At 67.4% G+C, this 26,685-nt stretch carries 23 protein-coding genes; 2 read left to right on the forward strand and 21 right to left on the reverse strand.

Features of this window, described 5'->3' with window-relative positions; genetic code table 11:
• Positions 1 to 54: 54 nt before the first annotated feature.
• From Q7W51_09280 to Q7W51_09300, 5 genes are all read right to left on the reverse strand, one after another.
• Entirely contained in the window at positions 55 to 1,128 is a 1,074-nt protein-coding gene (locus Q7W51_09280) for a DUF3866 family protein (GenBank protein ID MDO8848562.1), read from the reverse strand.
• A gap of 7 nt (positions 1,129 to 1,135) precedes the next feature.
• Complete coding sequence (locus Q7W51_09285; protein MDO8848563.1) at positions 1,136 to 2,248, reverse strand: M20/M25/M40 family metallo-hydrolase; 1,113 nt, start codon at positions 2,246 to 2,248, stop codon at positions 1,136 to 1,138.
• Positions 2,245 to 3,858: a CTP synthase gene (locus tag Q7W51_09290; protein MDO8848564.1), complete on the reverse strand. Its 1,614-nt coding sequence runs from the start codon at positions 3,856 to 3,858 to the stop codon at positions 2,245 to 2,247. Before Q7W51_09290 ends, Q7W51_09285 begins: the two co-directional genes overlap by 4 nt.
• A gap of 64 nt (positions 3,859 to 3,922) precedes the next feature.
• Entirely contained in the window at positions 3,923 to 4,972 is a 1,050-nt protein-coding gene (locus Q7W51_09295) for a hypothetical protein (GenBank protein MDO8848565.1), read from the reverse strand.
• Positions 4,969 to 7,275 carry a hypothetical protein gene (locus Q7W51_09300; protein MDO8848566.1) on the reverse strand — a complete coding sequence of 769 codons (2,307 nt, stop codon included), beginning with the start codon at positions 7,273 to 7,275 and terminating at the stop codon, positions 4,969 to 4,971. The genes Q7W51_09295 and Q7W51_09300 overlap by 4 nt, the downstream gene beginning before the upstream one ends.
• Before the next feature lie 79 nt (positions 7,276 to 7,354).
• On the opposite strand from Q7W51_09300, the gene murJ reads away from it, so the two are divergent.
• On the forward strand, positions 7,355 to 9,067 hold the full coding sequence (gene murJ / locus Q7W51_09305) for a murein biosynthesis integral membrane protein MurJ (protein MDO8848567.1): 1,713 nt from the start codon (positions 7,355 to 7,357) through the stop codon (positions 9,065 to 9,067).
• 2 nt (positions 9,068 to 9,069) lie between these two features.
• Positions 9,070 to 9,744: a glycosyltransferase family 2 protein gene (locus tag Q7W51_09310; GenBank protein ID MDO8848568.1), complete on the forward strand. Its 675-nt coding sequence runs from the start codon at positions 9,070 to 9,072 to the stop codon at positions 9,742 to 9,744.
• Here Q7W51_09310 and Q7W51_09315 read toward each other — a convergent pair.
• The 16 genes from Q7W51_09315 to aroC all read right to left on the reverse strand — a co-directional run bounded on the left by Q7W51_09315 (position 9,741) and on the right by aroC (position 26,588).
• Positions 9,741 to 10,601, reverse strand: a complete 861-nt coding sequence (locus Q7W51_09315) for a copper transporter (protein MDO8848569.1) — start codon at positions 10,599 to 10,601, stop codon at positions 9,741 to 9,743. The two genes, Q7W51_09310 and Q7W51_09315, sit on opposite strands and share 4 nt — an antisense overlap.
• Positions 10,602 to 10,613: 12 nt before the next feature.
• Complete coding sequence (steA, locus tag Q7W51_09320; GenBank protein ID MDO8848570.1) at positions 10,614 to 11,735, reverse strand: putative cytokinetic ring protein SteA; 1,122 nt, start codon at positions 11,733 to 11,735, stop codon at positions 10,614 to 10,616.
• A 6-nt stretch (positions 11,736 to 11,741) separates the two neighbouring features.
• A complete protein-coding gene (locus Q7W51_09325) occupies positions 11,742 to 13,379 on the reverse strand; it encodes a DNA repair protein RecN (protein MDO8848571.1) in 1,638 nt (545 codons plus the stop codon).
• 1 nt (position 13,380) lies between these two features.
• Positions 13,381 to 14,229, reverse strand: coding sequence for an NAD(+)/NADH kinase (locus tag Q7W51_09330; protein MDO8848572.1), 849 nt, complete (start codon positions 14,227 to 14,229; stop codon positions 13,381 to 13,383).
• Between the two features lies 1 nt (position 14,230).
• Positions 14,231 to 15,028 (reverse strand): TlyA family RNA methyltransferase, encoded by a 798-nt coding sequence (locus Q7W51_09335; protein MDO8848573.1) that lies wholly within the window; start codon positions 15,026 to 15,028, stop codon positions 14,231 to 14,233.
• On the reverse strand, positions 14,991 to 16,928 hold the full coding sequence (gene dxs, locus Q7W51_09340; GenBank protein MDO8848574.1) for a 1-deoxy-D-xylulose-5-phosphate synthase: 1,938 nt from the start codon (positions 16,926 to 16,928) through the stop codon (positions 14,991 to 14,993). The genes Q7W51_09335 and dxs overlap by 38 nt, the downstream gene beginning before the upstream one ends.
• A gap of 118 nt (positions 16,929 to 17,046) precedes the next feature.
• Positions 17,047 to 17,469: an exodeoxyribonuclease VII small subunit gene (gene xseB, locus Q7W51_09345; GenBank protein ID MDO8848575.1), complete on the reverse strand. Its 423-nt coding sequence runs from the start codon at positions 17,467 to 17,469 to the stop codon at positions 17,047 to 17,049.
• A gap of 7 nt (positions 17,470 to 17,476) precedes the next feature.
• A complete protein-coding gene (nusB, locus tag Q7W51_09350) occupies positions 17,477 to 17,968 on the reverse strand; it encodes a transcription antitermination factor NusB (protein ID MDO8848576.1) in 492 nt (163 codons plus the stop codon).
• Positions 17,969 to 18,001: 33 nt separating this feature from the next.
• On the reverse strand, positions 18,002 to 18,349 hold the full coding sequence (locus Q7W51_09355) for an Asp23/Gls24 family envelope stress response protein (protein MDO8848577.1): 348 nt from the start codon (positions 18,347 to 18,349) through the stop codon (positions 18,002 to 18,004).
• Entirely contained in the window at positions 18,342 to 19,751 is a 1,410-nt protein-coding gene (accC, locus tag Q7W51_09360; protein ID MDO8848578.1) for an acetyl-CoA carboxylase biotin carboxylase subunit, read from the reverse strand. Before accC ends, Q7W51_09355 begins: the two co-directional genes overlap by 8 nt.
• Positions 19,751 to 21,616: an acetyl-CoA carboxylase biotin carboxyl carrier protein gene (gene accB, locus Q7W51_09365; protein ID MDO8848579.1), complete on the reverse strand. Its 1,866-nt coding sequence runs from the start codon at positions 21,614 to 21,616 to the stop codon at positions 19,751 to 19,753. Before accB ends, accC begins: the two co-directional genes overlap by 1 nt.
• A gap of 82 nt (positions 21,617 to 21,698) precedes the next feature.
• Positions 21,699 to 22,259 (reverse strand): elongation factor P, encoded by a 561-nt coding sequence (gene efp, locus Q7W51_09370; GenBank protein MDO8848580.1) that lies wholly within the window; start codon positions 22,257 to 22,259, stop codon positions 21,699 to 21,701.
• A gap of 15 nt (positions 22,260 to 22,274) precedes the next feature.
• Entirely contained in the window at positions 22,275 to 23,363 is a 1,089-nt protein-coding gene (locus Q7W51_09375; GenBank protein ID MDO8848581.1) for an aminopeptidase P family protein, read from the reverse strand.
• Positions 23,363 to 23,806, reverse strand: coding sequence for a type II 3-dehydroquinate dehydratase (aroQ, locus tag Q7W51_09380; GenBank protein ID MDO8848582.1), 444 nt, complete (start codon positions 23,804 to 23,806; stop codon positions 23,363 to 23,365). The genes Q7W51_09375 and aroQ overlap by 1 nt, the downstream gene beginning before the upstream one ends.
• A gap of 2 nt (positions 23,807 to 23,808) precedes the next feature.
• Entirely contained in the window at positions 23,809 to 25,446 is a 1,638-nt protein-coding gene (gene aroB / locus Q7W51_09385; protein MDO8848583.1) for a 3-dehydroquinate synthase, read from the reverse strand.
• Positions 25,443 to 26,588 (reverse strand): chorismate synthase, encoded by a 1,146-nt coding sequence (gene aroC, locus Q7W51_09390; protein ID MDO8848584.1) that lies wholly within the window; start codon positions 26,586 to 26,588, stop codon positions 25,443 to 25,445. The genes aroB and aroC overlap by 4 nt, the downstream gene beginning before the upstream one ends.
• Positions 26,589 to 26,685 lie beyond the last annotated feature (97 nt).

The raw sequence follows: 26,685 nt of genomic DNA on the forward strand, positions 1-26,685 counted from the left end.
GGTGTCATAATCCTGCTATCATGGCCGCTGCGGAATCGGACGTCGAACGGTGCGTCAGGCGGTCGCCGTGTCAGCCGCGCACATGCCCGCGGCCACTGATGCGAAGAAGAACGCCGGGTCGTCCTCGGCGGTCCGTCCCATGGTGCGCGCCTCGACGCCTCGCATGTCGGGCAACGCGCCGACCTCCACGATCCGCCGTTCGTGTCGCGCCCAGATCCCCGCGGATTCGAGGGACTCGGCCACGGCGGCGTCCATCGGCTCGCCGAGAACCGGCATCGGTACGAGCACCGGAGCGAGCGCCACGGCGCCGAGCGCCGTCAGGGTCTGATGGCTCACCGGAACGTGCCGCGGACGCTTGTCGGCAAACGACAGGCGAAGCGCTGCGATCGGCACGCCACCAAGCGAGTGGGCCGCGTTGAGCGCCTGCCCCTGCGCGATCCCGCTGTGGCCGAACGGCGTGGCGGTGCCGGGCATCCCGGGCCCGATGGCAACGACGGCTACATCTGCCCCCAGTACGTGCCGGGCGGCCAGCAGGGCGGAGTACAGGTTCACCGCCTCGGTCTGACCGCCGAACGCCTGGCCCGCTGTGATCGTCGCGTCCAGGAGTCCCGCATCAAGCAGGCGTGGGACGAGGCGCGAGACGGCCAATGGGAGCGCCGCCTCATCGGTCATCACATACGCCACGCGCAGCGATGGTTGGCGATCCTTGACTGCGGCGGCCACGAGCGCGACCTGGCTGTGGAGCCCGCAGCAGACCACCGGCATGCCGCCGATGTCCCGTGCGGCTGCCATCACGTCGTGATGCCCGCTCGCGGGCTCCTCTACGACGGTGACGTCACGCTGCAGCGGCGTGTATCGAAGCTTCATGATGTGGCCCGGCACGGCGTCCTCGAAGCTGACGCCCTCCCCCGCCCTGGCAACGACGAAGTGCTCGCCGCCGGTGCCCAGACCGAGGTCGACCGCGGTCGTGTTGCAGAGCACGCGATCACCATCAGCGCACGGTCCCGTCAGCGACGGGTAGACGACGGCATCGTGCAGCCCAGCGGCCCCGTCCAGCAGCACGGACACGCGCTGAGAACCCCACTCGGCGGGCGGCGCTGCCTGCACGGTCCCCCAGACGAGGCGCATGGCCGGCCTATCCCACCGCGCGACGCACGACTGCGACCAGCAGGTCCGACAGCCGTTCGAGATCGGCGACGGCAAGCTCCTCGTCCGTCGTGTGCACCTTGCTCATCCCGGTCGCGAGCACGACCGTCGGGACGCCGAGCGCGGCGATGACATTGCCGTCGCTGCCCCCGCCCGTGGCGAAACGATGGGCCGCAACGCCGATGTCGGCGCACGCCGCGTCGAGCAGCGCGATCGGGGACGAGTCCGCGGCGACATCAAAGCCCTCGTACTCGAGCGTCCACTGCGCGTCGACCGAACCGCCGTGTGCGGCGGCAGCCTCGCGAAGCGCGGTGTCCATCGACGCCCGCACCTGCTCGACCCGCTCGCGGTCCCGGGAACGGCACTCACCGGTGACTTGGCAGGTCGGTGCGACGACGTTGGTGGCACTGCCGCCCTGGATCGTGCCGATGTTGGCCGTCGTGCTCTCGTCGAGCCGACCGAGCTCCATTCGCGTGATCGCGTCGGCGGCCATCGTGATGGCCGAGACGCCCTTCTCCGGTTCCACGCCCGCGTGTGCTGCCCTGCCAGCGAACCGCGCTTCGAAGGTGTAGTGCGTGGGCGCGGCCGTGACGATCCCGCCCACCGGACCGTGTGCATCGAGCACGAGGCAGATATCCGACGAGGCATCCTCGAGCGACAGCGCTTTGGCGCCTACAAGACCCTGCTCCTCCGACACGGTGAGCAGCACGCGGACGTCGGCGTGCGGCTCTCCCGACTCGGCCAGGCGACGAACCGCCTCAAGCGCGGCTGCAACCCCGGCTTTGTCGTCGCCGCCCAGGACGGTGTCGCCCGCGCTGCGCACGATCCCGGCCTCAACGACGGGCACAACGCCTTGGCAGGGGTCCACGCAGTCCATGTGCGCCGAGAACGCAACGACCATGCCCGGTACCGAACCCGCCAGCGTGGCGATCACGTTGCCGATGTCTGCGCCCGTCTCAGCCTGCGTATCGTCGAAACGCACCACGCAGCCCGCGTCTCGCAGGACCGCGGCGGCGTACTCGGCTACCTCACGTTCCCTGCCTGTCGGACTCGAGATCCGCACGAGGTCGAGAAAGGTGTCGAGGACCCGGCTCACGATCATGCCTCCCGGGCGGCCCGGTACGCAGCTGCCGCCCCGATGAAGTCGCGGAAGAGCGGCGCCGGCCGCGTCGGGCGGCTCTTGAACTCGGGGTGGCCTTGGTTGCCGACGAACCACGGGTGTCCCGGCAACTCGACCATCTCGACCAGGCGCCCGTCGGGCGAGAGGCCGGAGATGACGAGGCCCGCATCTACCAGCTGCTGCCGGTACGCGTTGTTGACCTCGTAGCGATGCCGGTGACGCTCGTAGATGACCTCATCGCCGTATGCGGCGTGTCCCCGGGTTCCCGGGACGACCTTGCACGGGTACGAGCCGAGCCGCATCGTGCCGCCCATGTCGGCGATGCCCTGCTGGTCTCGCATGAGGTCGATCACCGGGTGCGGTGTGACCGGATCGAACTCGGCGGAGTTGGCGTCCTCCAGGCCCGCCACATGGCGGGCGAACTCGACGACGGCGACCTGCATGCCGAGGCAGATGCCAAGATACGGCACTTCGTTCTCGCGCGCGTAGCACGCTGCGCGGACCTTGCCCTCGATGCCGCGAACTCCAAAGCCGCCCGGGACCAGGATGCCGTCGAAGTCCTTGAGGCGGCCTTCGACCTCCTCGGGAGACAGGCTCTCCGCATCGAGCCAGTGCACGCTCACCTTGTGGTCGTGGAAGATGCCGGCGTGATCGAGCGCCTCGTTCACGGAAAGGTACGCATCGGGAAGTGCGACGTACTTGCCGACGAGCGCGATGTTCACCGAGCGCGAGAGCGTTCGACGGTGCTCGACGAACGTCCGCCACTCTTCGATCTCGAGCTCTCCGCACGCAAGCTCCAACCGCTCGATCACCATCGCGTCGAGGCCCTGCTCATGCAGAGTCAGCGGCACCTCGTAGATCGAGGGCGCGTCTTCGGCGGAGACGACCGCTTTGGGATCGACGTCGCAGAACAGCGCGATCTTGCGGCGGATACCCGCGTCGATCGGCCGGTCCGAGCGACAGACGATGAAGTCGGGCTGGATACCGATGCTGCGCAGTTCTTTGACCGAGTGCTGGGTCGGCTTCGTCTTGAGCTCTTCAGATCCGGAGATGAACGGCACGAGGCTCACGTGGATGTAGCAGACGTTCTCGCGACCGAGGTCCTTGCGCAACTGGCGGATGGCCTCGAGGAACGGCAGCGATTCGATGTCGCCCACGGTGCCGCCGACTTCGGTGATGACGACATCGGGCTGCACCTGCTCGGCGAGGCGCATGATGCGGTCCTTGATCTCGTTCGTGATGTGCGGGATGACCTGCACGGTGCCGCCGAGGAAGTCGCCCTTGCGCTCCTTCGTGATGACCGACTGATAGATCGAGCCGGCGGTCACGCTGCAGTCACGCATCAGGGACTCGTCGATGAAGCGCTCGTAGTGACCGAGGTCCAGATCGGTCTCGCCCCCGTCGTCGGTCACGAAGACCTCGCCGTGCTGAAACGGGCTCATCGTGCCGGGATCGACGTTGAGATACGGGTCAAGCTTCTGGATCGTGACCTTGAGGCCCCGCCCTTTGAGCAGACGGCCGAGCGACGCCGCGGTGATCCCCTTCCCAAGCCCGGAGACGACGCCACCAGTCACGAAGATGTGCTTTGCCATACCGCTTGCCCCAGTCCTCTCGCTGTCCCCGTGCTCTTCTGAATCGTACCGCACCCGGGAAGGCCTACGGGCCGCCCGTTCCCGCTTCTTCTGTTCCGTCGCCGACCTCGCGCAGACGACCAAGCCCGTCCAGATACCGCAGCGGCGGCACAGCCTCGATGACCGCGCTGAACGACACGCGCTCGGAGAGCGCGTTCAAACCAACAAGCACGACCGCCACCGCTGCGAGCGTCGGCAAATCCAGCGATCCCGCCAGCAGGTACCCCACCACGGCGCCCATCGCGTTGCTTCCCGCGTCTCCGAGCATCCCGCGCTCGCCGAGATCGTAGGGCCAAACCGCCAGGACCGGGCCGAGGAGGACGATCAGCATGCACGCGACGGTGACCGCAGTGTCTGCGCCCACCCAGACGACACCCAGGTCAGTCGCATATGACTCGTACCGACCGGCCACGTCGAGCGAGAACACCACGCCCGCGGCAACCGCGAGCACGCTGTAGCTCTTGAGCGCCCGCCCGGGCCGAAGATCGGTCAGGTTGAGCAGGTTCGCCGAGAGCGCGATGACAAGCGTTGCCGCGACCCACCAGCCGATGAGCACGCCGATACTCGTCACGCCCGCGCTCTCGGCGCCCTGGACGGCCGCACGCCAGCCGTACACCGCGGCGATGAGCCCGATGCCGAGCAGCTTGAGCCCTCCGGTCGAGAGCCGCCCGGCCACAAGCGCACGCAGATGCCCGCGGAAGCCCTTGTCGGCACTCGTTCCGAACACATCGTCAACCATCCCGAAGAGGACGGCCGAGACGGTGAGGATGATCGGCACCGCGTAGAGCGGCATCGTGAGCGGGCCGTCGAAGAGCAGCATCTCGGCCGACCCGAGCCCGATATCGGCGAGCGACGCGACCGCATCAAGAGCGGTGCTCGCGACGAACAACGAAACCGACCAGGCTGCCCAGACGAGGCCAAGCCCAAGAGCCACCGTGCGGCCCCGGTAGTTCTCCGTCACCAGGGCCGATGCCTCCAGTGAGGGCACCAGGGCCCGGATCGCGAGCGCAGGAACGAGCCATCCCGCCACTACGGCCGTGGCGATCGCGATCGCATAGGCGACAGCCGGCGTCATGCGCTCACCGTCGGGCTCTCGTCGCCGTGGAGGCGTGAGAGCATGATGTGCAGCAGGCTACCGGTGATGTACAGCATCACCAGCGCCGGAATGACGATGCCTGAGTCCTCGGTGAAGTAGCCTGCGAGGCTGCCCCACAGGGATGCGGTCACGGCTACCGCGAACGCCGGATACGCCTTGAGCGTCTCGGCAAACACGCCATGCGGGTGCCAGCGCATGTACCCGAGAAAGCCGAGGATGGCGATCATCAGGATCGACCAGTTCGTGGCGCGCAGCACGCGCCAGTTCGTCTCGGCCTTGCGCGCCACGATCGTCCACAGCTCGGCAATGCCACCCGTCCCCGCGCTCTCCCATGCACGTCCGAGATGCGTCTGCGCGCCGGAGCCCCCGAGCGACTCGTAGATCGAGAAGCCCACCACGATCAGGGTAATCAAGCCCAGCATCGCGAGAACGGTCTTCCACGTGATCGGGCGCCCGTTCAGCTGTGCCCACAGGATGCCGAATGCCACGGTGCCCCATGCGATCACGCCGATATTGGCACCCAGGAACGGTGCGGCCGAGGCGAAGACGACGAGCGCACCAAGCAGCGGCGGACCCCAGACGCGCACGGCGCGGATCCATGCGCGATCCCGGAAGGCATCGACCACGAGCGCGAGCCCAACGAGTCCGGCGCCAACGACGATGCTCGCGCCCTCGTTTCCGAGGCCGTAGTAGCGCGCCCCGAGAAGCGGCGAGTAGCTGAAGAGTCCCGAGAACGAGAGCGGCGCACCGAAGAGCTGGTCGAGAAGCAGCGTCCCGGCGGTCAGCAGCGCCATCGTCGCGAGCGCCTCAGCAGAACCCCAGCGGCGTGCGATCCAGAACACGAGCGCCCACACGACCAGGGTGGTCACCGCGAACAGGCTGCCGACGGCGAACGCAGAATCCGGGCGTCGCACGAACAGGTACATGAGCGTCGCAGAAACCGGCATGGCAAGGAGCAGCAGGATGATGACGCTGAAAAGTCGTGCCGCCCGTCCGCCCCACCCCGCAAGCGCTCGCTCCATCGGCCGAAGCAGTGCCGCACACACGATCAGGATGATCACGGTCAGTGCGATGTAGGTGGACTGTACTGCGGGCCGCACGGTGTCGACCGCAACGGCGGTATCGTTCATGCCCTGCAGGTACGTGACGCGATCGTCGAGGGACGCATCGGAGGAGCTCGGCGATGCGGCGTTGCCGAGGATCTCGACCGGCCTGTCTACTCCGAGGGCCGCCAGGACGGTCGCGGAGACGTCGAGATCCGTGATCAGACCCGGGCGGTGCGTCGAGGAGGACTCGAGCAGTCCAGCCTCATAGCCGGGGCCGGTCACGACGATCGGGCCGTACCCGCTCGGCCCTGCAGCCGGCTTCACCTGCCCGGTCGAAACGACCATCAGCACGCCATCGTCCGGAAGCGCCTCAAGCGCGAGCGAGACAACCGCGTCTACCGTGGCAGCGGCGTTCAGCCGATGGTGCTCCGCGGTCTCGGGTGATGCCGCTGCACGGAAGCCGACCGCCCGCTCGGGGTCGCCGGCATCGAGCACGATCAGGGCCGGTCCACCGTGCTCGGCGGTATCATAGAGCGCGCTTCGATACGCTGACTCAAAGGCGCCAAGGTCCGTCGACACACCGTACGGGGCGTCTGCGTTCTCGGCGAGCAGGCCCGCCGAGACATCCCCATACAGCACGCGCCCGGAAGCGTCCATTGCGAGAACCGCGGCCGGACGCGACCGATAGGGTTCGCCAAGGCGATGCCCGCCGTCGGAGTTGCCCACCGCGGCCGTGCTGCCGCCGGCACCGGAGATCGCCTCGCCGAGTACGCCGGGCACCGTGTCGTAGGTGTTCCCCGCAAGCGCCGTCAGGATGCGTGGCAGCCCCAGATACACGATGGCGGCGTCACCCGGGTCCTCGCCCATCGCCCGACGGTACGCTTCACCTGCGGTGCCGGTCTCGACCAGCTGGTCCGAGCCGTACGCGGAGGCCGCAATCGGATCGAACGCACACGGCGATCCGGCAGACATCGTGAGTGCGATGTGCGTCTGCGTGGGATCGGGCACGAATCGCGCGCTGCTGCGGACGTTAAGATCGCCGATGCTGCCCGACTCGGCGAGCGAACGGGTGACCGGCATGGCGCCGCTCATGACATCGGACCACGTCAGATACGGCGCGAGCACGACGACGACCGTACGCGGCTCGGACTGAGCGACAGCGGCAGGTGTCAGAAGCGCCCCGAGGAGCGTTGTCACGAGAAGCAGCAACGCGAGCCGGCTGCCGAACCGCTTCATCGCATCTCCTCGCACACATACCGGGCACAGCTGGACACGGTCAACATCGGGGGACTTGAGCGAACCTGGACCGGCGAACGTGAGCTCACCGGAGTGCCCGCGCTGTAGTATACCGAAACGTGACGCGCGCACGGTAACGCGTGCGTGTCGGCTACACTTGCACCGTCCGTCCCGCCGAGCACAGGAGCCCGACATAGCCACCCCGTCTGTAGCCCGGTCGACAGCCATGATGTCCGCATCGACCCTGGTCTCACGTCTCACAGGCTTCATGCGCACGTGGGCGATGGGGTACGCCCTCGGCCTGACGGTGCTCGCCGACTCCTACGACATCGCGAACAACCTCCCCAACATGCTCTTCGAGCTGCTGGCCGGCGGCGTGCTCTCCTCGGTCTTCATCCCGCTGTTCATGGAGCGTATGAAGAAGGACGGGGAGCAAGACGCGTGGAAGTTCGCGAGTTACGTGCTCAACATCATCGTGCTCGTCCTCGGTGCCATCGCACTCGTCGCCACACTCTGGCCGGACCCGTTCGTGCGCTCACAGACGCTGACGATCTCCGCCGAGCGGTCCGAGGTCGCCATCTGGCTCTTCCGGTTCTTCGCGGTGCAGATCGTCTTCTACGGCATGGGGCTTGTGTTCACGGGCGTGCTGAACTCCTACCGCCGCTTCCTCGCACCAGCGGTGGCGCCCGTCTTCAACAACCTCGTCGTCACCGTCACGCTGTTGGGCTTCTACGTCCCGTTCCGGGACTCGAACCCGCAGCTCGCGCTCACCGGACTCGCAGTCGGAACGACACTGGGCGTTGTGACCATGGCGGCGGTGCAGATACCGAGCATCCTCAAGCTCGGCGGAAGGTACACCCCGCGCATCGACTGGCGTCACCCGGGCATCGTCACGATCGGGGCCAAGATGGTGCCGACGCTCATCTACGTGGTGACCAATCTCGTCAGCGTCACCTTCCGGACCAACTTCGCAGTCGCGACCGGCGAGGGCGGCCAGGCAGCACTGCGGTACGCCTGGCAGTTCTACCAGCTGCCCTACGGAATCTTCGCGGTAGCGCTCGCCACGGCGATCTTCCCGGAGCTTGCCGAGCGCGCGAACGCGCGCGACATGTCAGGCTTCAAGCAGATGTTCGCCCGGGGACTGCGGAGCACCATGGTGCTCATCGTCCCGCTCGCAGGTCTGCTGGCGACCCTCGCGACTCCGGTGATCACGCTGTATCAGGCCGGCCGCTTCACGGCAGATGACGTGCCGGTGGTTGCCGGAGTCCTGAGCTGGTGGGCGCTCGGTCTGACGTTCTACGCCGGCTACATGTTCGTGCTCAAGTCCTTCTACTCGCTTCAGGACACGCGGACGCCCATGTACACGAACATCGTGGCGACCACGATCCACATCGTCCTGTACGCCGTGCTTGCTCGCGGAATCGCTGGCTGGGACGGTCTTGGCATCATCGGCATCCCGATCGCCGACGGCATCTTCTTCTGCGGCCACCTGCTCGCACTCTCCATCATCCTGCGCAAACGCATCGGCGCGCTCGACGGCAGGGCGATCGCCTGGACCTTCGTCAAGGTCGTGGCCAGCTCGGTGGCGGGGGCAGCTGCTGCATGGCTGCTCATGCAGCTCACCGCCGGTCTGGCGGACATCCCGGCCGGCTTCATCGTTCAGCTCTTCGTGGCGGGCACGGGCGGACTCGTGGTCGCATACGGCGCGATGGCCCTCCTGCGCGTGCCCGAACTTGGTGAGGTCGCCGGGCGCCTGACGAAGCGCTTTGGCAGAAGACGGGTCGAGTCGTGAGCGTGATCGCACTCATACCGGCGCACAACGAGGCCGCTCGCATCGATGCCACGGTGCGGGCGACGCGAACGGTCGCAGCCATCGACCGGATCCTCGTGATCGACGACGCCTCGACCGACGGGACCGCGGATCTCGCGGCTTCGGCTGGCGCTGAGGTGCTGCGGCTGGAGACCAACCTCGGCAAGGGCGGGGCGCTGCAGTCAGGGCTGGACCTCGTGGCCGCCGATGCCGAGGCGCTCGTGCTGCTCGACGGTGACCTCGGGGCGACCGCCGCAGAGGCCGGGACGCTCCTGGAGCCGGTGCTCGCAGGCGCGGCCGACATGACTATCGCCACGTTGCCGAAGCCGCCCGCCTCGGGCGGGTTCGGGCTCGTGAAGGGCCTGGCTCGCTGGGGGATCAGGCGGCTTTCCGGCTTCGAACCCACCGCTCCGCTCTCGGGCCAGCGGGCGCTCTCCCGCGCCGCCTGGGAGGCAGCGACCCCGTTCGCCACAGGGTACGGCGTAGAGGTCGGGCTCACCGTTCGGGCAGCACGAGCAGGTATGCGACTTCTCGAGGTCCCGACCACCATGGCGCACGCCGCGACCGGCCGTGACCTCGCAGGATTCACGCACCGGGGACGGCAGTTCGTCCAGGTAGCGGGAGCCCTCGTGAGACTCGCGTTCGGCAGGCGGCTCTAGGGCGCAAGCGGTGGGTAGAACGACTGCGCGCCGGCACCAGAACCGAAGTAGCCCTCGGCACGACCCGCGAGTATCCAGACCAGGCTGAACCGTCCCTGCGCGGTAGCAACGTGATCGACTGCCGACAGCCCCTCCGCGGAACACACCGCCGCACACCCGCCGTCGGCCGCCGACGACTCTGCGCCGAGCGCGACCCCGCCCGCAGCATCCATAGAGCGTCCGAGTGCCAGCCCGAATGCGTCACAGCCACTCTCCTGAGACCCCATCAGAACCACCGCGTCAACGGTCGCCGTGCCGTCCGAACTCTCGATGCTGAGCAGACCGGTGCTCGCCAGGAGTTGCGTGAGCGGTTGATCTGCACCCGCCCGCCACTCGGCCACGAGCGCCTCGGCGACCTGGCGCTCCAGCTCCTCGCCCGGCTCGGCCATCTCGATCCCCCGCAGCTGAAAGTACCCGGCGAGCCCTTCTGGCTCGACCGCGTCGAGGCCGAGCGCCGGCGTCATGAGCGCTGCCGTGAGCGTCGTACCGCCCGCACCGCTCACGGCCTCGGAGACGGCGGCGATTCCGTCGACACGACCGGTCCCGACGATGATCGCCACATTCCTGCCGGCCAGCTGGCCCGCGGTGAGCGGCGCGACCGCCGATTCCGCGAACGCCCTGTCGCGCGCGAGACCGGCCTCCAGTTCGGCGTTCTGAGCAGAGATCTCATCGAACCGGGCCTGCAAGTCGGCGACGAGCTCGGTCGTCTGGTCGGTGATCATGCCCCGCTCGGCTACGACCGTTCCGAGGAGCAGTCCGACCGAAAGCGCGATGAACACAGCAACGAGCGAGGCGATGTGGTAGCGCAGGTTGTACATGGCGGGGGTCTCCTAGAGTCCGATGGCGGTGCGCAGCCGGAGCAGCACGAGAGAAAGGATCGTGCGGACCGCAGGCGATATCACGACGATCACGCTGACCAGCCCAAGGCCCGCAGCGACAAGAACGACGAGCTGACTTGGCTGGACCGAGGCGCGGTACAGCTTGCTCACGCCCTTCGCGTCCACCAGTCGCGGTCCGATTCGCAGACGGATGAGGAACGTGGACGCCATGCCTTTGCGGCCCTTGTCGAGCTGTTCGAGCAGATTCCAGTGGGTACCGACCGCGACGATGAGATCCGCGCCCGACTCGCTCGCGAGCATGAGTGCCAGGTCCTCGCTCATGCCGGGACTACGCCACTCGGTTCCCTGCAGGCCGAGTTGTTGCAGCCGCTCCCTTCCGGGGCAGCGCCCGTCGGTGTACGCGTGCACGATGAGCTCAGCTCCCGAGGCGAGCGCGGCGTCGCTGACCGAGTCCATGTCGCCGACGATGATGTCGGGCTTGAACCCCTGGTCCATGAGCGCATCGGCGCCACCGTCCACGCCGATGAGCACGGGCCGCATCTCCCGGATGTACGGCACCAGCGTCCTGAGATCGGCCTTGTAGTCGTAGCCTCTGACCACCACGAGCGTATGCCGACCCTCGATCGAGGTGCGCAGGTGCGGAACCGCGACCTCGCCGGTCAGCAGGGCGCGCTCCTTGTCCACGAACTCCATCGTGTTGCGCACGAAGGCGTCAAGCTGCTGGTCGAGCCGCGAGGTCGCATCCTGCATCGCGGTCTCGATCCCGTCGATCGTAAGGCGGGTTCCGGTCGCGATCGTCTCGCCATTCAGCGTGATCGCGCCGTCAGAGACCTCGATCCGGTCTCCCTCTGAGATGCGCTCGAAGACCTCCTGTCCCGCGGCGTCGATGAGTTCGACGCCGCCGCGTACCAGCAGCAGCGGGCCCAAGTTCGGATAGGTGCCCGAGATGGACGATGCGGCGTTGATGACGACGTCCACGCCGGTCTCGAGGAGCGACTCGGCGCTCAGTCGATCCATGTCGACGTGGTCGATGATCGCGATATCCCCGCGCTTCAACCGTTTCGTCAGGTCCTTGGTGCGTCGGTCGAGGCGTGCAGTGCCTGTGAGCAGCATCCGATGCTATCCTCTCGCGCCCGCCGTTGCGGCGGCTTCCAGAAGCTCGCGTGCGTGCGCCAGGCCGGTGGCCGATGCGCCACCTGCGAGCATACGCGAAATCTCACTCACCAGCTCTTCGCCTTCGACCCCCCGCGCCGTCGTTACGGTGCGTCCACCCGAGGAGGATTTCTCGACGATGATGTGGGCGCCCGCGTACGCCGCAACCTGGGGCAGGTGGGTCACCACCAACACCTGGTGCGATGCGGCGAGCGCGGCCAGTCGGCCACCCACCGCAAGCGCGGTCGCGCCGCCGATACCGGCATCCACCTCGTCGAAGACGAGGACCGGTACCGCGTCCGCCTCACCGAGCACGCTCTTGAGCGCCAGCATCACCCGCGAGACTTCGCCGCCGGACGCCACCTTCGCAAGCGGCCGCGGACTCTCGCCTTGCCCGGACGCGAAGAGGAACTCCACGCGTTCCGGACCATCGGACGTCCAGGAGGCAGGCTCGAGCGGCTGACGCGCCACGGCGAACGAAGCGTTCGGGAGCGCAAGCTCGGCCACCGCATCCGCGAGGGCCCGGGTGAACGGCTCCACGCCGGCGTCACGGATGCCAACCAGCTCCGCGGCCGCACGCTCCAGATCGAGGTTTGCCGCCTCGAGTTCTCCGCGTGCGCGGTCGAGACCAGCCTCCCCCTCATCGAGCAAAGCGAGATCGCGTGCTGCCTCGTCGCGAGTGCGCAGGACGTCCTCGATCGCCGGGCCGTACTTGCGCTGCAGGTCGGAGAGCTGTTGGAGCCGACGCTCGGTATCGTCCAGTGCCGTCGGGTCGTGCTCGACGCTATCCGCGTAATCGCGCAGCGATGCGGCCGCGTCGCCGAGTTCGATGCCGAGGTGCTCGAGCACCTCGGCCAGCGCGTCGAGAGCCGGGTCGAGCCCGCGCGCGGGGACGAGCGCGGCGATCGCGGAAGACAACGCGTCGGACGCGCCGCCCTCGTCTCGGAGCGCACCCCACGCTGCTCCCGACGCGGCGGTGAGTCGCTCGGCATGCCGCAGGCGCGGCAGGCGGCTCTGCAACTCCTCGAGCTCGCCCTCCCGGGGGGCCGCGGCGTCGATGTCGGCGAGCTGGAAGCGAAGGTAGTCGGCCTTCCGGTCGCGGTCGGCGAGGGCCGACTCGAGTGCAGCGAGGCGCGCTCTCGCATCGGCCGCAGCGCGCCACGCCGTGCGATACCGCTCCCCTGCCTGCTCTGCGGGCCGGCCGATGAAGCGATCGAGATATCCCGCGTGCCGCGCGGGCGACAGCAGCGCCTGGTGCTCGTGCTGACCGTGGAGATCGACGTGCGGGCCGAGGAGATCGGCAAGCATCGTAACGGTGGCCATCTCGCCATCGACGCTGCAGCGCGAACGTCCCTCGGCAGACAGGCGTCGACGCACCAGCACGTCGCGACCGTCGATGACGAACCGGCCCTCCACGACCGCCTCCTCGGCGCCTTCGCGGACGAGCGTCGAGTCCGCCCGCTCGCCAAGCAGCAGCTTGAGCGCCGAGACGAGGACCGTCTTGCCGGCACCCGTCTCGCCGGTGAGCACGGTGAGGCCGGGGCCCAGTTCGAGCCAGACGTCTTCGACCAGGGCGAGATCCTTCACGTGGAGCTCGGAAAGCATGTCAGGCTCCGAGGAACGTGCGCGAGAGCGTCGCGTAGAAGTCGCGACCGTCGAGCTTCATGAGGCGCACGTCGTGCTCGCCCACCCTGATCTCCACGGCATCGAGCGTGGTCCTGCACGGGACCGCATCGCCGTCGGCCATCACACACGCGTCAGCCCGGGCAGGATTGGGACACGAGATCGACACGATGTCCGACGGCCCCAGGACCATCGGGCGTGCGTTGAGCGCGTGCGCGGCGACCGGGACGAACACGAGGCCACGAACGTCCGGCGAGACGATCGGGCCTCCCGCCGACAGCGCGTAGGCTGTGGACCCTGTGGGAGTGGCCACGATCATGCCGTCGCAGATGAAGCGGTACAGCGCCTCGCCGTTGACCGACAGCTCGAGTTCGACGCCGCGGGCGAGCCCGCCTCGGCCCACGAAGAGCTCGTTCAGCACCCGGTAGCTCCCCGCCGCACGCCCGCCTGCCGTGACCGACGCTTCGAGCGTCTGTCGGCATTCGATGCGCGCCTCCCCCGCCAGAGCGGAGTCGACCGAGTCCAGCAACCCGTCGCCATCGGCGCCGGACAGGAAGCCGAGCCGGCCGAGGTTGATGCCGAGGACCGGCGTCTCGGACACGCCCAGCAGGTGGACGGCCTTGAGGATGGTGCCGTCCCCGCCCAGCGCGATGGCCAGTTCCGGCGCGCCTACCTCGGCACGCACCACGCCGTACTGCGCGAGGCCGCACCGCTGTGCATCATCATCGACCAGCACCGCTTCGTAGCCGAGGGAATCGAGGTGCGCGGCAACCGCGCCGGTCGCATCGACCGAGCGCGGATTCGCCGGGTTCGGTACCAACAGTACGCGCACTCTAGCCTCCCAATGCCGCATGCGCGGCCGCGACCACCGCAGCCGGCTCGTCACCGCCGCGCTCGCCGGTACGCGCGGCCCAGATCCAGAACTCAATATTACCTTCGGGGCCGGTGATGGGCGACCAGCCGATACGACGGACCACCCACCCGTGTGACTCAACAGCACCCACGATCACCTCGAGCACCTCGCGGTGCACTGCGGCGTCCCGTACCACACCCTTCTTACCAACCCGGCCTTTACCAGCTTCGAACTGAGGCTTAACCAGCGCTACGATCGATGCCGATTCAGCCATGAGCGGCAGCACCGACGGCAGTACTTTCGCCAGGCCGACGAAGGAGACGTCGATCACTGCCAGGTCGTACGGACCGCCGAGTACGATCGGGTCTGCTGTCCTGATGTTCGTGCGCTCGAGCACCCGCACGCGAGCATCGTTGCGCAGACTCCATGCCAGCTGCCCGTACCCCACGTCCACTGCGGTCACGGAAGCCGCTCCCCGCTGCAACAGGCAGTCGGTGAACCCGCCGGTGGAAGCCCCCACATCCAGCGCCCGTGCACCAGCAGGATCGATACCGAACGCGTCGAGCGCCCCCGCGAGCTTGACCCCGCCGCGAGAAACGAACGGAGGTCCCTCGGCGACGACGATCACCGCCTCGGGCACGACGTTCGCGCCGGCCTTGCTGACCACGGTGCCGCCGACCGTCACCCTGCCGGACAGGATCGCGGCGCGCGCCTGCTCCGGCGAGGCGACCAGGCCCCGGCTAGCGAGCTCGACGTCGAGCCTGCGCCCTGCTGCCATCGCTCCGCTCGCTCTCCGATTCGCGGATATCGCGCAGGCGGCCGAGGACAGCGGCGGTCACCGATTCGGGGGTAAGCCCCACATCGGCGAGCAGTCGGCTCATGTCGCCGTGCGTGACGAAGCAGTCGGCGATGGCGAGCCTGAGCACCGGCGTGGCCGAGCCGAAGTCGGCGAGCACTTCCAGCACGCCCGCGCCAAACCCGCCGAGGCCGGTGTTCTCCTCGATCGTCACGATGAGGCTCGTGTCTGCAGCGGCGGACACCGCCTCCAGGTCCATCGGCTTGACCCATCGCATGTTCACGACGCGGGCCTCGACACCCTGTGCCGAGAGCGCCTCGGCGGCCTTCTCGGCCACCTCGACCATGCGCCCGATGGCGAGCACCGCGACGTCTGAACCCTCCCGGCGTACCTCGGCGCGACCCGCTTCCAGGACCACCGGCTCGGCCGGCAGCGCGACGCCACGACCGGTGCCGCGCGGGTAGCGGATGGCCACGGGACCGTCGGCATGCAACGCAGTGTGCAGCATGTTCACGAGCTCGGCCTCATCGGCGGGAGCCATGATCATGAGGTTGGGCACCGCCCGGAGGTAGGTCAGATCGAACACGCCGTGGTGCGTCGGGCCGTCCTCGCCGACGAGACCGGCACGATCGATGCAGAACACGATGTGCAGGTTCTGCAGCGCGGCATCCATGATGACCTGGTCGTACGCGCGCTGCAGGAACGTGGAGTAGATGGCGACCACCGGCACCTGGCCGCCGTGCGCGAGGCCGGCCGCAAGGCCGACCGCATGCTGCTCGGCGATGCCGACATCGAAGAACCGATCGGGAAACCGCTCGGCAAACCGGGTGAGGCCGGTCCCGGCGGGCATCGCGGCGGTGATGGCCACGATGCGCTCGTCAGCCGCAGCCTCGGCAACGAGCGCGTGGCCGAACGTCTCGGTGTAGCTGAGCGGACCCTCGCCGGAACCGTTCACTTTGCCGGTCTCGACCGAGAACGGGCTGATGCCATGGAAGGTGTCCGGACGGTCTTCGGCATGCACGTAGCCCAGGCCCTTACGCGTCACCGCGTGGATGAGCACCGGTCCATCATTGCTCTTCGCCCAGGTGACGGCGTTCTGCACCTGCTCGACATCGTGCCCGTCGATCGGCCCGACGTACTTGATCCCCAGCTCCTCAAAGAGCATGCCGGGCACGAGCAGTTGCTTGACGGACTCCTTAGCGGCCTCTCCGGCCGCTACCATGGCCGCGCCGAGCTTCGTCTTGGCGAGAACCGACTCCACGTCATCGCGAAGACGGCGGTAGCGCCGGTCCAGGCGCACGCGCGCGAGATAACTTGAGAGGGCTCCGACATTCGGCGCTATGGACATCTCGTTATCGTTCAGCAGGATGATGAGCCTGCTGCCGAGGTGACCGGCGTGATTGAGCGCCTCGAACGCCATGCCGCCGGTGAGCGACCCGTCGCCGATGACCGCCACGATCGTCTCGTCGGTGCCGCGCAGATCTCGCGCTGCGGCGAGCCCGAGGGCCACGGAGATCGAGTTGCTGGCATGCCCCGCGTCGTGAACGTCATGCGGGCTTTCAGTGCGCTTGGGGAAGCCGCAGACCCCGCCATAGGTGCGCAGGGTGTCGAACCGAACCCGTCGGCCGGTGACGAGCTTGTGCACGTAGGCCTGATGCCCGACGTCCCAGATGATGCGGTCCCTCGGGCAGTCGAGCGCGCGGTGCAGCCCGAGAGTGAGTTCCACCACGCCGAGATTCGGCGCGAGATGACCGCCGGTGGACGACACCGTCTCGACGAGCGTATCCCTGATCTCAGCGGCCAGCTGCTTCAGCTGCTGGTCATCGAGCGACTTCAGCGCTGAAGGCTCGGCGATCGAGTCGAGTATCGGTGTGGCACTCACCGTTCAGACACACTCCCGGAGCAGTCCCACCGCACCTCGTGCGCGGCGGCCGAGCCTGCATCGTACCATCATCCCCGCACGTCACGCGGTGCGGTAACCCAGCCGTAAGCGGGCGGTTTCAGTCGTCGGCGTCCTCATCGGCGGGCAAGCTCTCGGGTTCGGCGATGTCGTCGAAGCCGTCGATGTCGAGCTCAGTGTCATCCGCCTCCGAGGCAGCGGAGCCCGCATCCGGCGTTTCGTCGGCGACGGCAACCTCATCCACACCGACCGTGTCGACCGCGTCCACCTCAGCATCCTCAGGCCCCTGAACGGCCTCGGGCTCGGCACCGGGTTCGTCTGCGGCCTCACCGATCTCCGGGACAGGCACGCTTGCACTCATGTCGGTGTGGTCCACGAGCTCGGTGCAGATATTCGCTAGCCGCACACCCTCTTCGAGCAAATCGAGGCTCTTCTCGAGTGAGGTGTCCTTCTTCCGGACTTCTAGGGCGATCTCCTCGAGCCTGATCCGCGCCTGCTCGAACGTGTACTTCTCGTCGGCCATGCCCGGTTTAGGCCCCTTCCGTCTCGATATCCGTCGCACCGTCTTCGTCACTGGCCGGCCCGCCCGCTGCAGCTGCTGCGTGATCCGACTCGAGCGCGGATCCGTGCAGCTCGGCTATCCTGCCGAGCACGCCGTTGACGAACTTGGGCGAGTCATCCGTTCCGTATGCCTTCGCCATCTCAACCGCTTCGTTGATCGCCACCGAGTCGGGGACATCGGGCTCGAAGAGGATCTCGTAGACCGCCAGCCGCAGGATGTTGCGGTCGACGTACGGCATCCGCATCAGCGACCAGTGCTGTGAGGTCATCTCGATCTCGGCGTCGATCGCCTCGGAATTGCGCTCGGTCCCGATCGCCAGCTCGCGGCAGTAGTCCGAGAGCTCGCCGTCTTCCTCGCTGTACGACTTGTCGCCGAGGATCTGCGCCACCGTCTGTTCGGTGATCTCGCGCTGATAGAGGATCTGCAGCGCCTGTCGACGGGCGCGAGTGCGTTCCAGCATCGTCTCGGGTTCCTCGGTCCGCGCGACTTCGCGCTACTGCTCCGGGAAGACCACGCCGTCGACAAAGACATCGACAGACGCGACCTTCTGGCCCGTATGGGTGAGCAGCGCGTCGGTGACGGCGCGCTGAACGTCGCTCGCGATCTCGCGAAGCGGACGGCCGTAGTGAGCGCTGATGCGGACGGCCGAGACCAGCGTTCCGTCCTCGTTCACCTGGACGCACACGCCCCGGGTGCTCCCCTTCTGGACGAGACCGGCAAGCCCGCTTGAGGCGCCCGGAACACCCGCGACGCCGTCCACACCTTCGGCGGCAACGAGCGCAATGGTCTCCAGGACGCCGGGTGCGACCCCGATGCCGTCCAGGGTGATCTCTTCACTCACCGCGTCCCTCCTCAGCTGTGCGGCCATGCGTGACAAAGGCCGCAAGATCGCTCGGATCAACGTGCTTCTCAACGTAGTCAGTATAGACCTCGCCGCGTACGAAGTGCTCCTCCTCCACCACGAACTGGTGGAATGGGATGGTCGTCGGGATGCCCGTGATGATGAACTCGTCTAGAGCGCGTCGTGCACGAGCGACCGCCTCCTCGCGCGTCTCGCCCCACACGATGAGCTTGGCCAGCAGCGAGTCATAGTGCTGGGGCACCGTGTAGCCACCGTAGACATGGCTGTCCACCCGCACTCCAAAGCCACCTGGAGGATTGAACCCGGTCACGAGCCCCGGATGCGGGCGGAAGTTGTGCAACGGGTCTTCGGCGTTGATGCGGAACTCGATCGCATGCCCGCGCAGCACAACGTCGGCCTGTGTGGCGTGCTTCATCCGCTCGCCGCCCGCGATGCGGATCTGCTCCTTGATGATGTCCACGCCGGTGACCTGCTCGGTCACGGGATGCTCGACTTGCACGCGCGTGTTCATCTCCATGAAGTAGAAGCTGCCGTCCTCGTCGAGCAGGAACTCCACGGTGCCGGCGTTCTGGTAGTCAACGGCGCGGACCGCGGTCAGCGCGGCCGCCCCCATCGCGGCCCGTAGTTCCGGTGTGAGCGCGGGCGACGGCGCCTCTTCGATGAGCTTCTGGTGGCGTCGCTGCACGGAGCAGTCGCGCTCGTAGAGGTAGACGGCGTTGCCGTGCGAGTCGGCAAGCACCTGGATCTCCACATGGCGTGGACGCGTCAGGTACTTCTCGAGGTACACGGTGTCGTTTCCGAATGCCGCCGCAGCCTCGGTCTTAGCGGCGGTCATGTTCGCCTCGAGCTCCCCCTCTTCGCGCGCGACGCGCATGCCCTTGCCACCCCCGCCCGCTGAGGCCTTGATGAGCACCGGGAAGCCCACCGCGCGTGCGAACTCAAGCGCCTCGGCGTAGGTATCCACCGCACCGTCACTGCCCGGGACACACGGCACGCCGGCCGCCATCATCGTGCTGCGAGCAACCGACTTGTCGCCCATTCGGTCGATCGCATCGGCCGAAGGTCCGACGAAGATGAGCCCCGAATCGATGCACGCACGGGCGAACGCCGCGTTCTCCGCAAGGAACCCGTAGCCCGGGTGGACGGCGTCAGCACCACTGACGAGCGCCGCCGAGATGACGTTCGGCATGTTGAGGTAGCTCAGGGACGACTGTGCGGGACCGATGCAGATAGCCTCGTCGGCCATCCGCGCATGCATGGAGTCGCGATCGGCCTCGGAGTACACAGCGACCGAACGGATACCCATCTCCTTGCAGGACCGCACGATGCGCAGGGCGACCTCACCACGGTTGGCGATGAGTATCTTGCCGATCGGCGCCACTAGGCCACCGGCTCGTAGTAGAACAGGACCGTGCCATACTCCACCGCGGCGGCGTTCTCTACCGCAACCTCACGGATCACGCCCGCCTCCTCGGCGGTGATCTCGTTCATCAGCTTCATGGCCTCGAGGATGCAGAGCGTCTGACCCTCGGACACCGTGTCGCCGACCGAAACGAACGGCGCTGCGCCGGGCGATCCGGCGGCGTAGAAGGTGCCGACCATGGGTGCGACGACGGCGCACCACCCCGCGGGGCGGCCCCCGTGTATGGACTCGTCGACGATCTGCGGTGACTCTGGCGCGGGAGGTGCGGCCGCGGCGGTCTCGTGCGAGTGCATGACGTGGGGATGCTCGACCGAGGTTCCGCCCTTGCGCACGACGATCCGCTGGTCTCCCTCTTCGACGACGATCTCAGTCACGCCGGACTCTTCGACGAGCTGTACGAGCTCGCGGATCTGGTTCACGTTCACGGAGTCATCCTCTCTGGCACTGTCGATGTCCCGGGAGTGCATGAAGACGGCACCCTCGGCGCCTTCCCGGTGCCGCTGTAGGTAGTCGCGCGCTTCGTTCGGGAAGAGGGCGTACATCAACACGTCCTCCTCGGTGCGAGCCAGATCGCCGATCTCCTCGGCCATGTCAGCGTACGTGGTGGTCACGAGCGAACCCGGCCGCACATCGGCGGCAAGCGGCTCGAGATCGCCGAGGACTCTGGCGACGATCCGGTCGTCCATCGGCCCCGGCGCATGGCCGTACATGCCGCGGATGTAGTCCTTCATCTCGTTCGGAACAACCGACCACCGACGGGCCGTGAGCACGTTGATGACCGCCTGCGTGCCCACGATCTGCGACATCGGCGTCACGAGCGGCGGATAGCCGACCTCGGCACGGACCTTGGGGATCTCCGTCAGCACGTCGGGCAGACGGGCGCTCGCGTGCTGGAGTTCGAGCTGGCTGATGAGATTGCTCATCATGCCGCCGGGCACCTGGTGGCTGAAGACCTCCATGTGCAGCAGCGATGTGACGCCACGCTTGAGGCCTTTGCGCTGACGGATGTTCTCCCAGTACTCGGCGATCTCGAAGAGCAGATCGAGATCAAGCCCGCTGTCGTACTGGCTCTCCTTGAGCGCGGCCACGATCATCTCGACGGCGGGCTGGCTGTTGCCGAAGGCCAGCGCAACGACTGCCGTATCGATGATTTCGGCCCCCGCCTCGGCCGCCTTGAGATAGTTCATCGGCGCCATGCCACCGATGTAGTGGCAGTGCACGTGGACCGGCAGGCCGATCTCGTCGACGAGCGCCCGCACCATCTTCTCGGTGCGAAACGGCGTCAGCATGCCCGCCATGTCCTTGATGCATATGGTGTCCGCACCGAGCTCTTTGAGCTGCTGCGCGTAGGTGAGATAGCTGTCGAGGGTGTGCACCGGGCTCACGGTATAGCTGATGGCGCCCTCGAAGTGGGCTCCCGCCTCTTTCACCGCGCGCGCTGCCGGCTCGACATTGCGAATGTCGTTCAGCGCGTCGAACACGCGGAACACGTCGATCCCGTTGCGGTGAGACGCCTTCACGAAGCGATCGACGATCTCATCGCTGTAGTGGCGGTAGCCGACGAGGTTCTGACCCCGTAGCAGCATCTGCAGCGGCGTCTTCGGGCAGTGCTGCTTGATGACCCGCAGTCGTTCCCACGGGTTCTCATCCAGAAAGCGGAGTGCGGCGTCGAAGGTGGCGCCACCCCACACCTCGAGCGACCAGTAGCCGACCGAGTCCATCTTCGGAAGGATGGGCAGCATGTCGGCGAGCTCCATGCGGGTCGCCCAGAGAGACTGGTGCGCGTCACGCAGCGTGGTGTCCGTTATCCGTATCGGTCGCATCGCACCGTCCTTGCTGCGGGTAAGCGAAAACCCTCCGAAGGGGTCACCCCTCCGCGGGTCGGTCGAAACAGTATAGCCGAGGCTACACGCGCGTGATATAGGACCCGTCGCGGGTATCGATCTTGAGCGTCTCGCCCGACTCTACGAACATCGGGACCTGCACGATGGCGCCCGTCTCCAGCGTGGCCGGCTTCGTTCCGCCCTGGACGGTATCGCCTTTGAAGCCGGGGTCGGTCTCCACAACCTTGAGTTCGACGAACATCGGCGGCTCCACACCGATGAGCTCGCCGCCAGCGTACATGACCTGCACCTCGTCGTTCTCCTTCAGCCACTTGGCCGAGTCGCCGACGATCTCGGCATTGATCTCGGCCTGCTCGTAGCTCGACGTGTCCATGAAGTGGAACGACGTGCCGTCGTTGTACAGGTACTGGAGCCGCTTGTTCTCGACACGCACGTCGTCGACCTTCTCGCCCGCGCGGAAGGTGATGTCCACCACACGGCCGGTCTTGAGCTCCTTGAGCTTCGTACGCACGAAAGCGCCACCCTTGCCCGGTTTCACGTGCTGGAAGTCAGCGATGATCCACATCTTGTCGTTGTAGCTGATGCACATGCCGGTCTTGAACTGGTTGGTGGAGACAGCCATGTCTGTTATGCCTTCCTAGATCTGGATGAGTTCTTTCGGCGCGCTGGAGAGGATTCTGACACCGTGCTCCTCCACCACCACGAGGTCTTCGATTCTAACACCGGCTGTGCCCTCGACATACACGCCCGGCTCTATGGTGATGACTGCGTTCTCGCGCGCTGCGTCCGTGCTCTTCGGTCCCACTGTGGGCATCTCGTGCACGTCGAGGCCGACCCCGTGACCAAGGCCGTGCGTGAACGCCGCGCCTAGTCCCTGTCGGTCGAGGACCTCACGCGCAGCAAGATCTATCTCGATGCAGGGCACTCCCGAGCGCACCGCCGACAGTCCGGCCTCGTTGGCCTCGAGCACCGCCTCGTACAGGCGCCGGTGCTCCTTCGAGATCTCGCCGATGGCCACGGTGCGGGTCATGTCCGAGCAGTAGCCGCCGACACGCGCTCCGAAATCGAGCACCACGAAGTCCCCCGGCTCCAGGCGCCGGTCACCGGGTATCGCGTGCGGACGCGCTCCATTCGGGCCAGACGCAACGATGAGCGAGAACGGCATCTCCTCGGACCCCTCGCGACGCATGGCAAACTCGAGTTCGAGGGCGATCTCGGCCTCGGTGACTCCCGGCTTAAGCACGGTGAGGATGTGCTCGAACCCGCGATCGGCGATTGCAGCAGCAGCCGCGATCCGCTCGATCTCCTCGGGCTCCTTCATGTGTCGCAACGTCTCGACCAACCGATCGACCACCCGGACCGCACCGCGGAACTGCTCGGAGACGAACTGGAACCTCCCGTACGGGACGCCCGACTCGATGAGCAGCGAGTTCATGTCCATGGAGTGGAGCTCTTCGCAGAGTTCCACGTACAGGTTCTCCTTCTGCAGCCGCACCTCCCACGGTCCACCTGCTGCAGCGGTGGTGGCCGCTTCGATGTAGCGGCTATCGGTGAAGAGCACGGCGCGTTCGTCCGTGATGAGACACGCCGCGTTGATGCCGCGGTCGATCACACCGTCGAACGCGGTGATGTACTTGAGGTTCGACGTGAGGGAGATGAGGGCGGCCGGTGCGCCGTCATCCTTGAGCTTGCGGCGGAGTCCCTTGAGACGCGCGGCAACGTCCATCACTCCTCCTTGCGTAGGCGGGAAACGAGCGCCTCGAGTCCCTCGAGGTAGGACGCGGGACCCAACCCGGAGATCTGACCGATGCACACGGGAGCCGTGACGCTTATCGCGCGGAAGTCCTCACGCGCGGTGATGTCGCTCAGGTGCACTTCGAAGGTCGGAAGCCCTGTGGCCGCGATCGCGTCCCGGATCGCGTAGGAGTAGTGCGTGTACGCCCCGGGGTTGATGACCACGCCGTCGCACACACCCACGGACTCGTGAAGGCGGTCGATGAGCGCGCCCTCGTGGTTCGACTGGAAGAAGCTCACGTCTACGCCGAGCTCCGCGGCACGCTCGGCCACCATCGTCTCGATCTCGTCAAGCGTGACCGTTCCGTAAACGTCCGGCTCTCGCTTGCCGAGGAGGTTCAGATTGGGCCCGTTCATCACCAGGACACGCAGCATCGTCAGGCTTCCCTTCCCTCGAGACGAGATACCCAACGTCCGAGCTCTTCCAGCAGAATCTCGTCGGAGACTACCTCCGTCTGCCACTGCCCGGGGGCCCTGACGAGCACGAACCGCACCGCGCCCTCGCGGGACTTCTTGTCCGACTTCATCGCGGCAAGCACTGCAGGAGGAGCCAGAACCGCGGCCAGCGGGGCCAACGCATCGGTGCAGATCGCCTCCCCTGCGCCAACCGCGTCCAGCAGCCCTACGGTTCGAGCCGTAGTCTCAGCCGCCGCACCCGAAACGCTCTCGGCGAGTCGGGCGGCGAAGCGCATACCCTCGGCCACCGCAAGACCGTGCGAGAGCGTGCCATAGCCTGTCACTAGCTCGAGGGCGTGACCGAGCGTGTGGCCCAGATTGAGGCACTCGCGCATTCCGCTCTCGCGAAGATCGGACGTGACCACGCTCGCTTTGAACGCGACAGCGTCCCAGACCGCCGCGGCAACAGCCGAGGGCTCCCGCCACAGCAGCGGCGTGAGCGCGCCTTCGAAGCGGTCGAGCGCCCCGCCGCCCTGCAGCAGCGCTGCCTTGGCCATCTCGACGAGACCGTTCGTCCACTCGGCGGCGGGAAGCGTCTGGAGTGTCTCGGTGTCCGCGAGCACGAGCTGCGGCGGCCAGAACGCGCCGGCCAGGTTCTTTCCCGCGCGCAGGTCCACGCCGGTCTTCCCGCCGACACTGCTGTCGACCTGCGCAAGAAGCGTCGTCGGAACGTGAAAGAGAGGCACGCCGCGCATGTACGTCGCGGCGCAGAAGCCCGCGAGGTCGCCGACCACACCGCCGCCGAGCGCTATCACCACGGAGGAGCGATCGAGGCCGCCCTGGGCGAACTCCTCGAGCAGCATCCCCGCCCGTTCCCACGACTTCGACGGCTCGCCGGCGGGGACGACGTGCTCGCTCAGCCGAACGCCGGCGTCCCGTAGGGATGCAGCCACGCGTTCGCCGTACAGCGAATGCACGGTGGCGTCGCTCACGAGCGCAGCCGATGCGGTCCCGGTCACCTCGCGAATGCGGTCGCCCACGTGTGAGAGCAGTCCCGCGCCCACCCGGACCTCGTATGCGTCGGCGGCCGTGCCCACGGACACGACACGTTCTTCCGAACCGCGAAGCACGGCGATCATCTCCTCGGCGACCTCGGAAGCCGTCCGCCCGGTCGTTTCAACGACGTGATCGGCCGTCGCCCGATAGAGCGCCAGACGTGGCTCGAGGATGCTCTGGGCAGCCGCCAGGCCGCCTCCCGCGAGCAGCGGGCGATCACCTGCGTCGCCGAGCCGCGCGAGCGCCTCTTCGGGCGTGACCGAGAGATAGACGACGGTTCCCATGCGCTTGAGCAGCGCCTGGTTGTCGGGGCGCAGCACCACACCGCCACCGGTCGCGATCACCGAGGGTTCCTGCGCGACGAGCGACTCGAGCGCTGCATGCTCCGCCGCCCGGAAGCCGTCCTCACCGCGCTCGCTGAACACCTGGGAGACCGTTGCGCCCTCGCGCCGCTCGATCACCGCATCGGTGTCGGCAAATGGCCAGCCAAGCTGCGCCGCGACAAGCTGTCCGACGGTCGACTTGCCGGCTCCCATGAAGCCCGTGATGAACAGGTGGTTCACCAGCCGATCCTCGCCCTGTACGCGGCGAGCGAGCGTGTCATGTCGTCGAGTGAGGCTCCGCCGAGGAGCCCCTGATACGCGTCGGCAAGCACGAGCGCCACCTCCGCTTCCGCAACGACCGCCGCCGCGGGGACCGCACACACATCGGAGCGCTCTCGAGCGGCATCGGCAACCTCACCCGACGCGATGTCCACTGTGTGAAGCGGACGCATGAGCGTGGGGATCGGCTTCATCGCAGCGCGGAGCACCAGTGGCTCGCCGTTCGACATACCACCCTCGATGCCCCCGGCTCGGTTGGTCGCACGGCGCGGCGCGCCATCGCCGGGGAGGATCTCGTCGTGCACCTGAGAGCCCGGCCGTGCCGCACAGGCGAAGCCGTCACCGAACTCGACGCCTTTGACGGCCGGTATCGACATGACTGCGGCGGCGAGACGCGCGTCCAGGCGCGACACCGCCTCTGCGTAGTCGCCGATTCCCGGCACCAAACCCTCGGCCACCACGACGAACACGCCGCCGACGCTCTCGCCGCCCTCACGCGCGGCGTCGATCGCCGAGCGCATCCGCGCCGCCGCAGCCTCATCCGGACAGCTGACGTCACTCGAAGCGACGACGTCCACGTCCACCGATGCAGGATCGAGCGGCCCCGTGCTCTCGCCGCCGATCGCCTCGACCCATGAACGCACAGCGACCCCGAGTTCTCTCAGAAGCGCCTTGGCGACGGCACCCGCCGCGACCCGCGCAGCAGTCTCCCGCGCGCTTGCGCGCTCGAGGATGTCCCGCACGTCGGCCGAACCCGTCCGCTGCACCCCGGGAAGATCGGCGTGGCCAGGACGCGGCGCTGTCACGCGCTCTACGCCCGAGCCGGTTCCCCATGGATCCATGATCTCGGCCCAGTTGGCCGCATCCCGGTTCTCGATCAACAGTGCTACCGGGCTGCCGAGCGTGCGGCCAAACCGGACGCCCGAAAGCACGGTGGCTGTGTCGGTCTCGATGCGCATCCGGCCGCCCCGCCCGTATCCGCCCTGCCGCCGCGCAAGGTCCGCGTCGAGCTCGTCACGCACGAACGGCACACCCGCAGGAACGTCGCTCACGATGGCCACGAGCGCGCGCCCGTGCGACTCCCCCGCTGTGGTATAGCGCATCGCCCGCCCCTTCCCGCTCGCGTCATCAGCCGATTCTACCCCAGGTTGCCTGACCGGAACGCGCACGGGCGCCGCAGAAGCGACGCCCGGACCTCTT

Source organism: Coriobacteriia bacterium, from assembly GCA_030652115.1.
Lineage (GTDB): Bacteria > Actinomycetota > Coriobacteriia > Anaerosomatales > Anaerosomataceae > UBA6100.

Bases quoted from the DNA above. Each gene is read 5' to 3' on its own strand.
- Q7W51_09280 (MDO8848562.1), bottom strand. From the start codon at position 1,128: ATGCGCCTCGTCTGGGGGACCGTGCAGGCAGCGCCGCCCGCCGAGTGG.
- Q7W51_09285 (MDO8848563.1), bottom strand. From the start codon at position 2,248: ATGATCGTGAGCCGGGTCCTCGACACCTTTCTCGACCTCGTGCGGATC.
- Q7W51_09290 (MDO8848564.1), bottom strand. From the start codon at position 3,858: ATGGCAAAGCACATCTTCGTGACTGGTGGCGTCGTCTCCGGGCTTGGG.
- Q7W51_09295 (MDO8848565.1), bottom strand. From the start codon at position 4,972: ATGACGCCGGCTGTCGCCTATGCGATCGCGATCGCCACGGCCGTAGTG.
- Q7W51_09300 (MDO8848566.1), bottom strand. From the start codon at position 7,275: ATGAAGCGGTTCGGCAGCCGGCTCGCGTTGCTGCTTCTCGTGACAACG.
- Q7W51_09315 (MDO8848569.1), bottom strand. From the start codon at position 10,601: ATGTACAACCTGCGCTACCACATCGCCTCGCTCGTTGCTGTGTTCATC.
- steA (MDO8848570.1), bottom strand. From the start codon at position 11,735: ATGCTGCTCACAGGCACTGCACGCCTCGACCGACGCACCAAGGACCTG.
- Q7W51_09325 (MDO8848571.1), bottom strand. From the start codon at position 13,379: ATGCTTTCCGAGCTCCACGTGAAGGATCTCGCCCTGGTCGAAGACGTC.
- Q7W51_09335 (MDO8848573.1), bottom strand. From the start codon at position 15,028: ATGGCAGCAGGGCGCAGGCTCGACGTCGAGCTCGCTAGCCGGGGCCTG.
- xseB (MDO8848575.1), bottom strand. From the start codon at position 17,469: ATGGCCGACGAGAAGTACACGTTCGAGCAGGCGCGGATCAGGCTCGAG.
- nusB (MDO8848576.1), bottom strand. From the start codon at position 17,968: ATGCTGGAACGCACTCGCGCCCGTCGACAGGCGCTGCAGATCCTCTAT.
- accB (MDO8848579.1), bottom strand. From the start codon at position 21,616: ATGCGACCGATACGGATAACGGACACCACGCTGCGTGACGCGCACCAG.
- efp (MDO8848580.1), bottom strand. From the start codon at position 22,259: ATGGCTGTCTCCACCAACCAGTTCAAGACCGGCATGTGCATCAGCTAC.
- Q7W51_09375 (MDO8848581.1), bottom strand. From the start codon at position 23,363: ATGGACGTTGCCGCGCGTCTCAAGGGACTCCGCCGCAAGCTCAAGGAT.
- aroQ (MDO8848582.1), bottom strand. From the start codon at position 23,806: ATGCTGCGTGTCCTGGTGATGAACGGGCCCAATCTGAACCTCCTCGGC.
- aroC (MDO8848584.1), bottom strand. From the start codon at position 26,588: ATGCGCTATACCACAGCGGGGGAGTCGCACGGGCGCGCGCTCGTGGCC.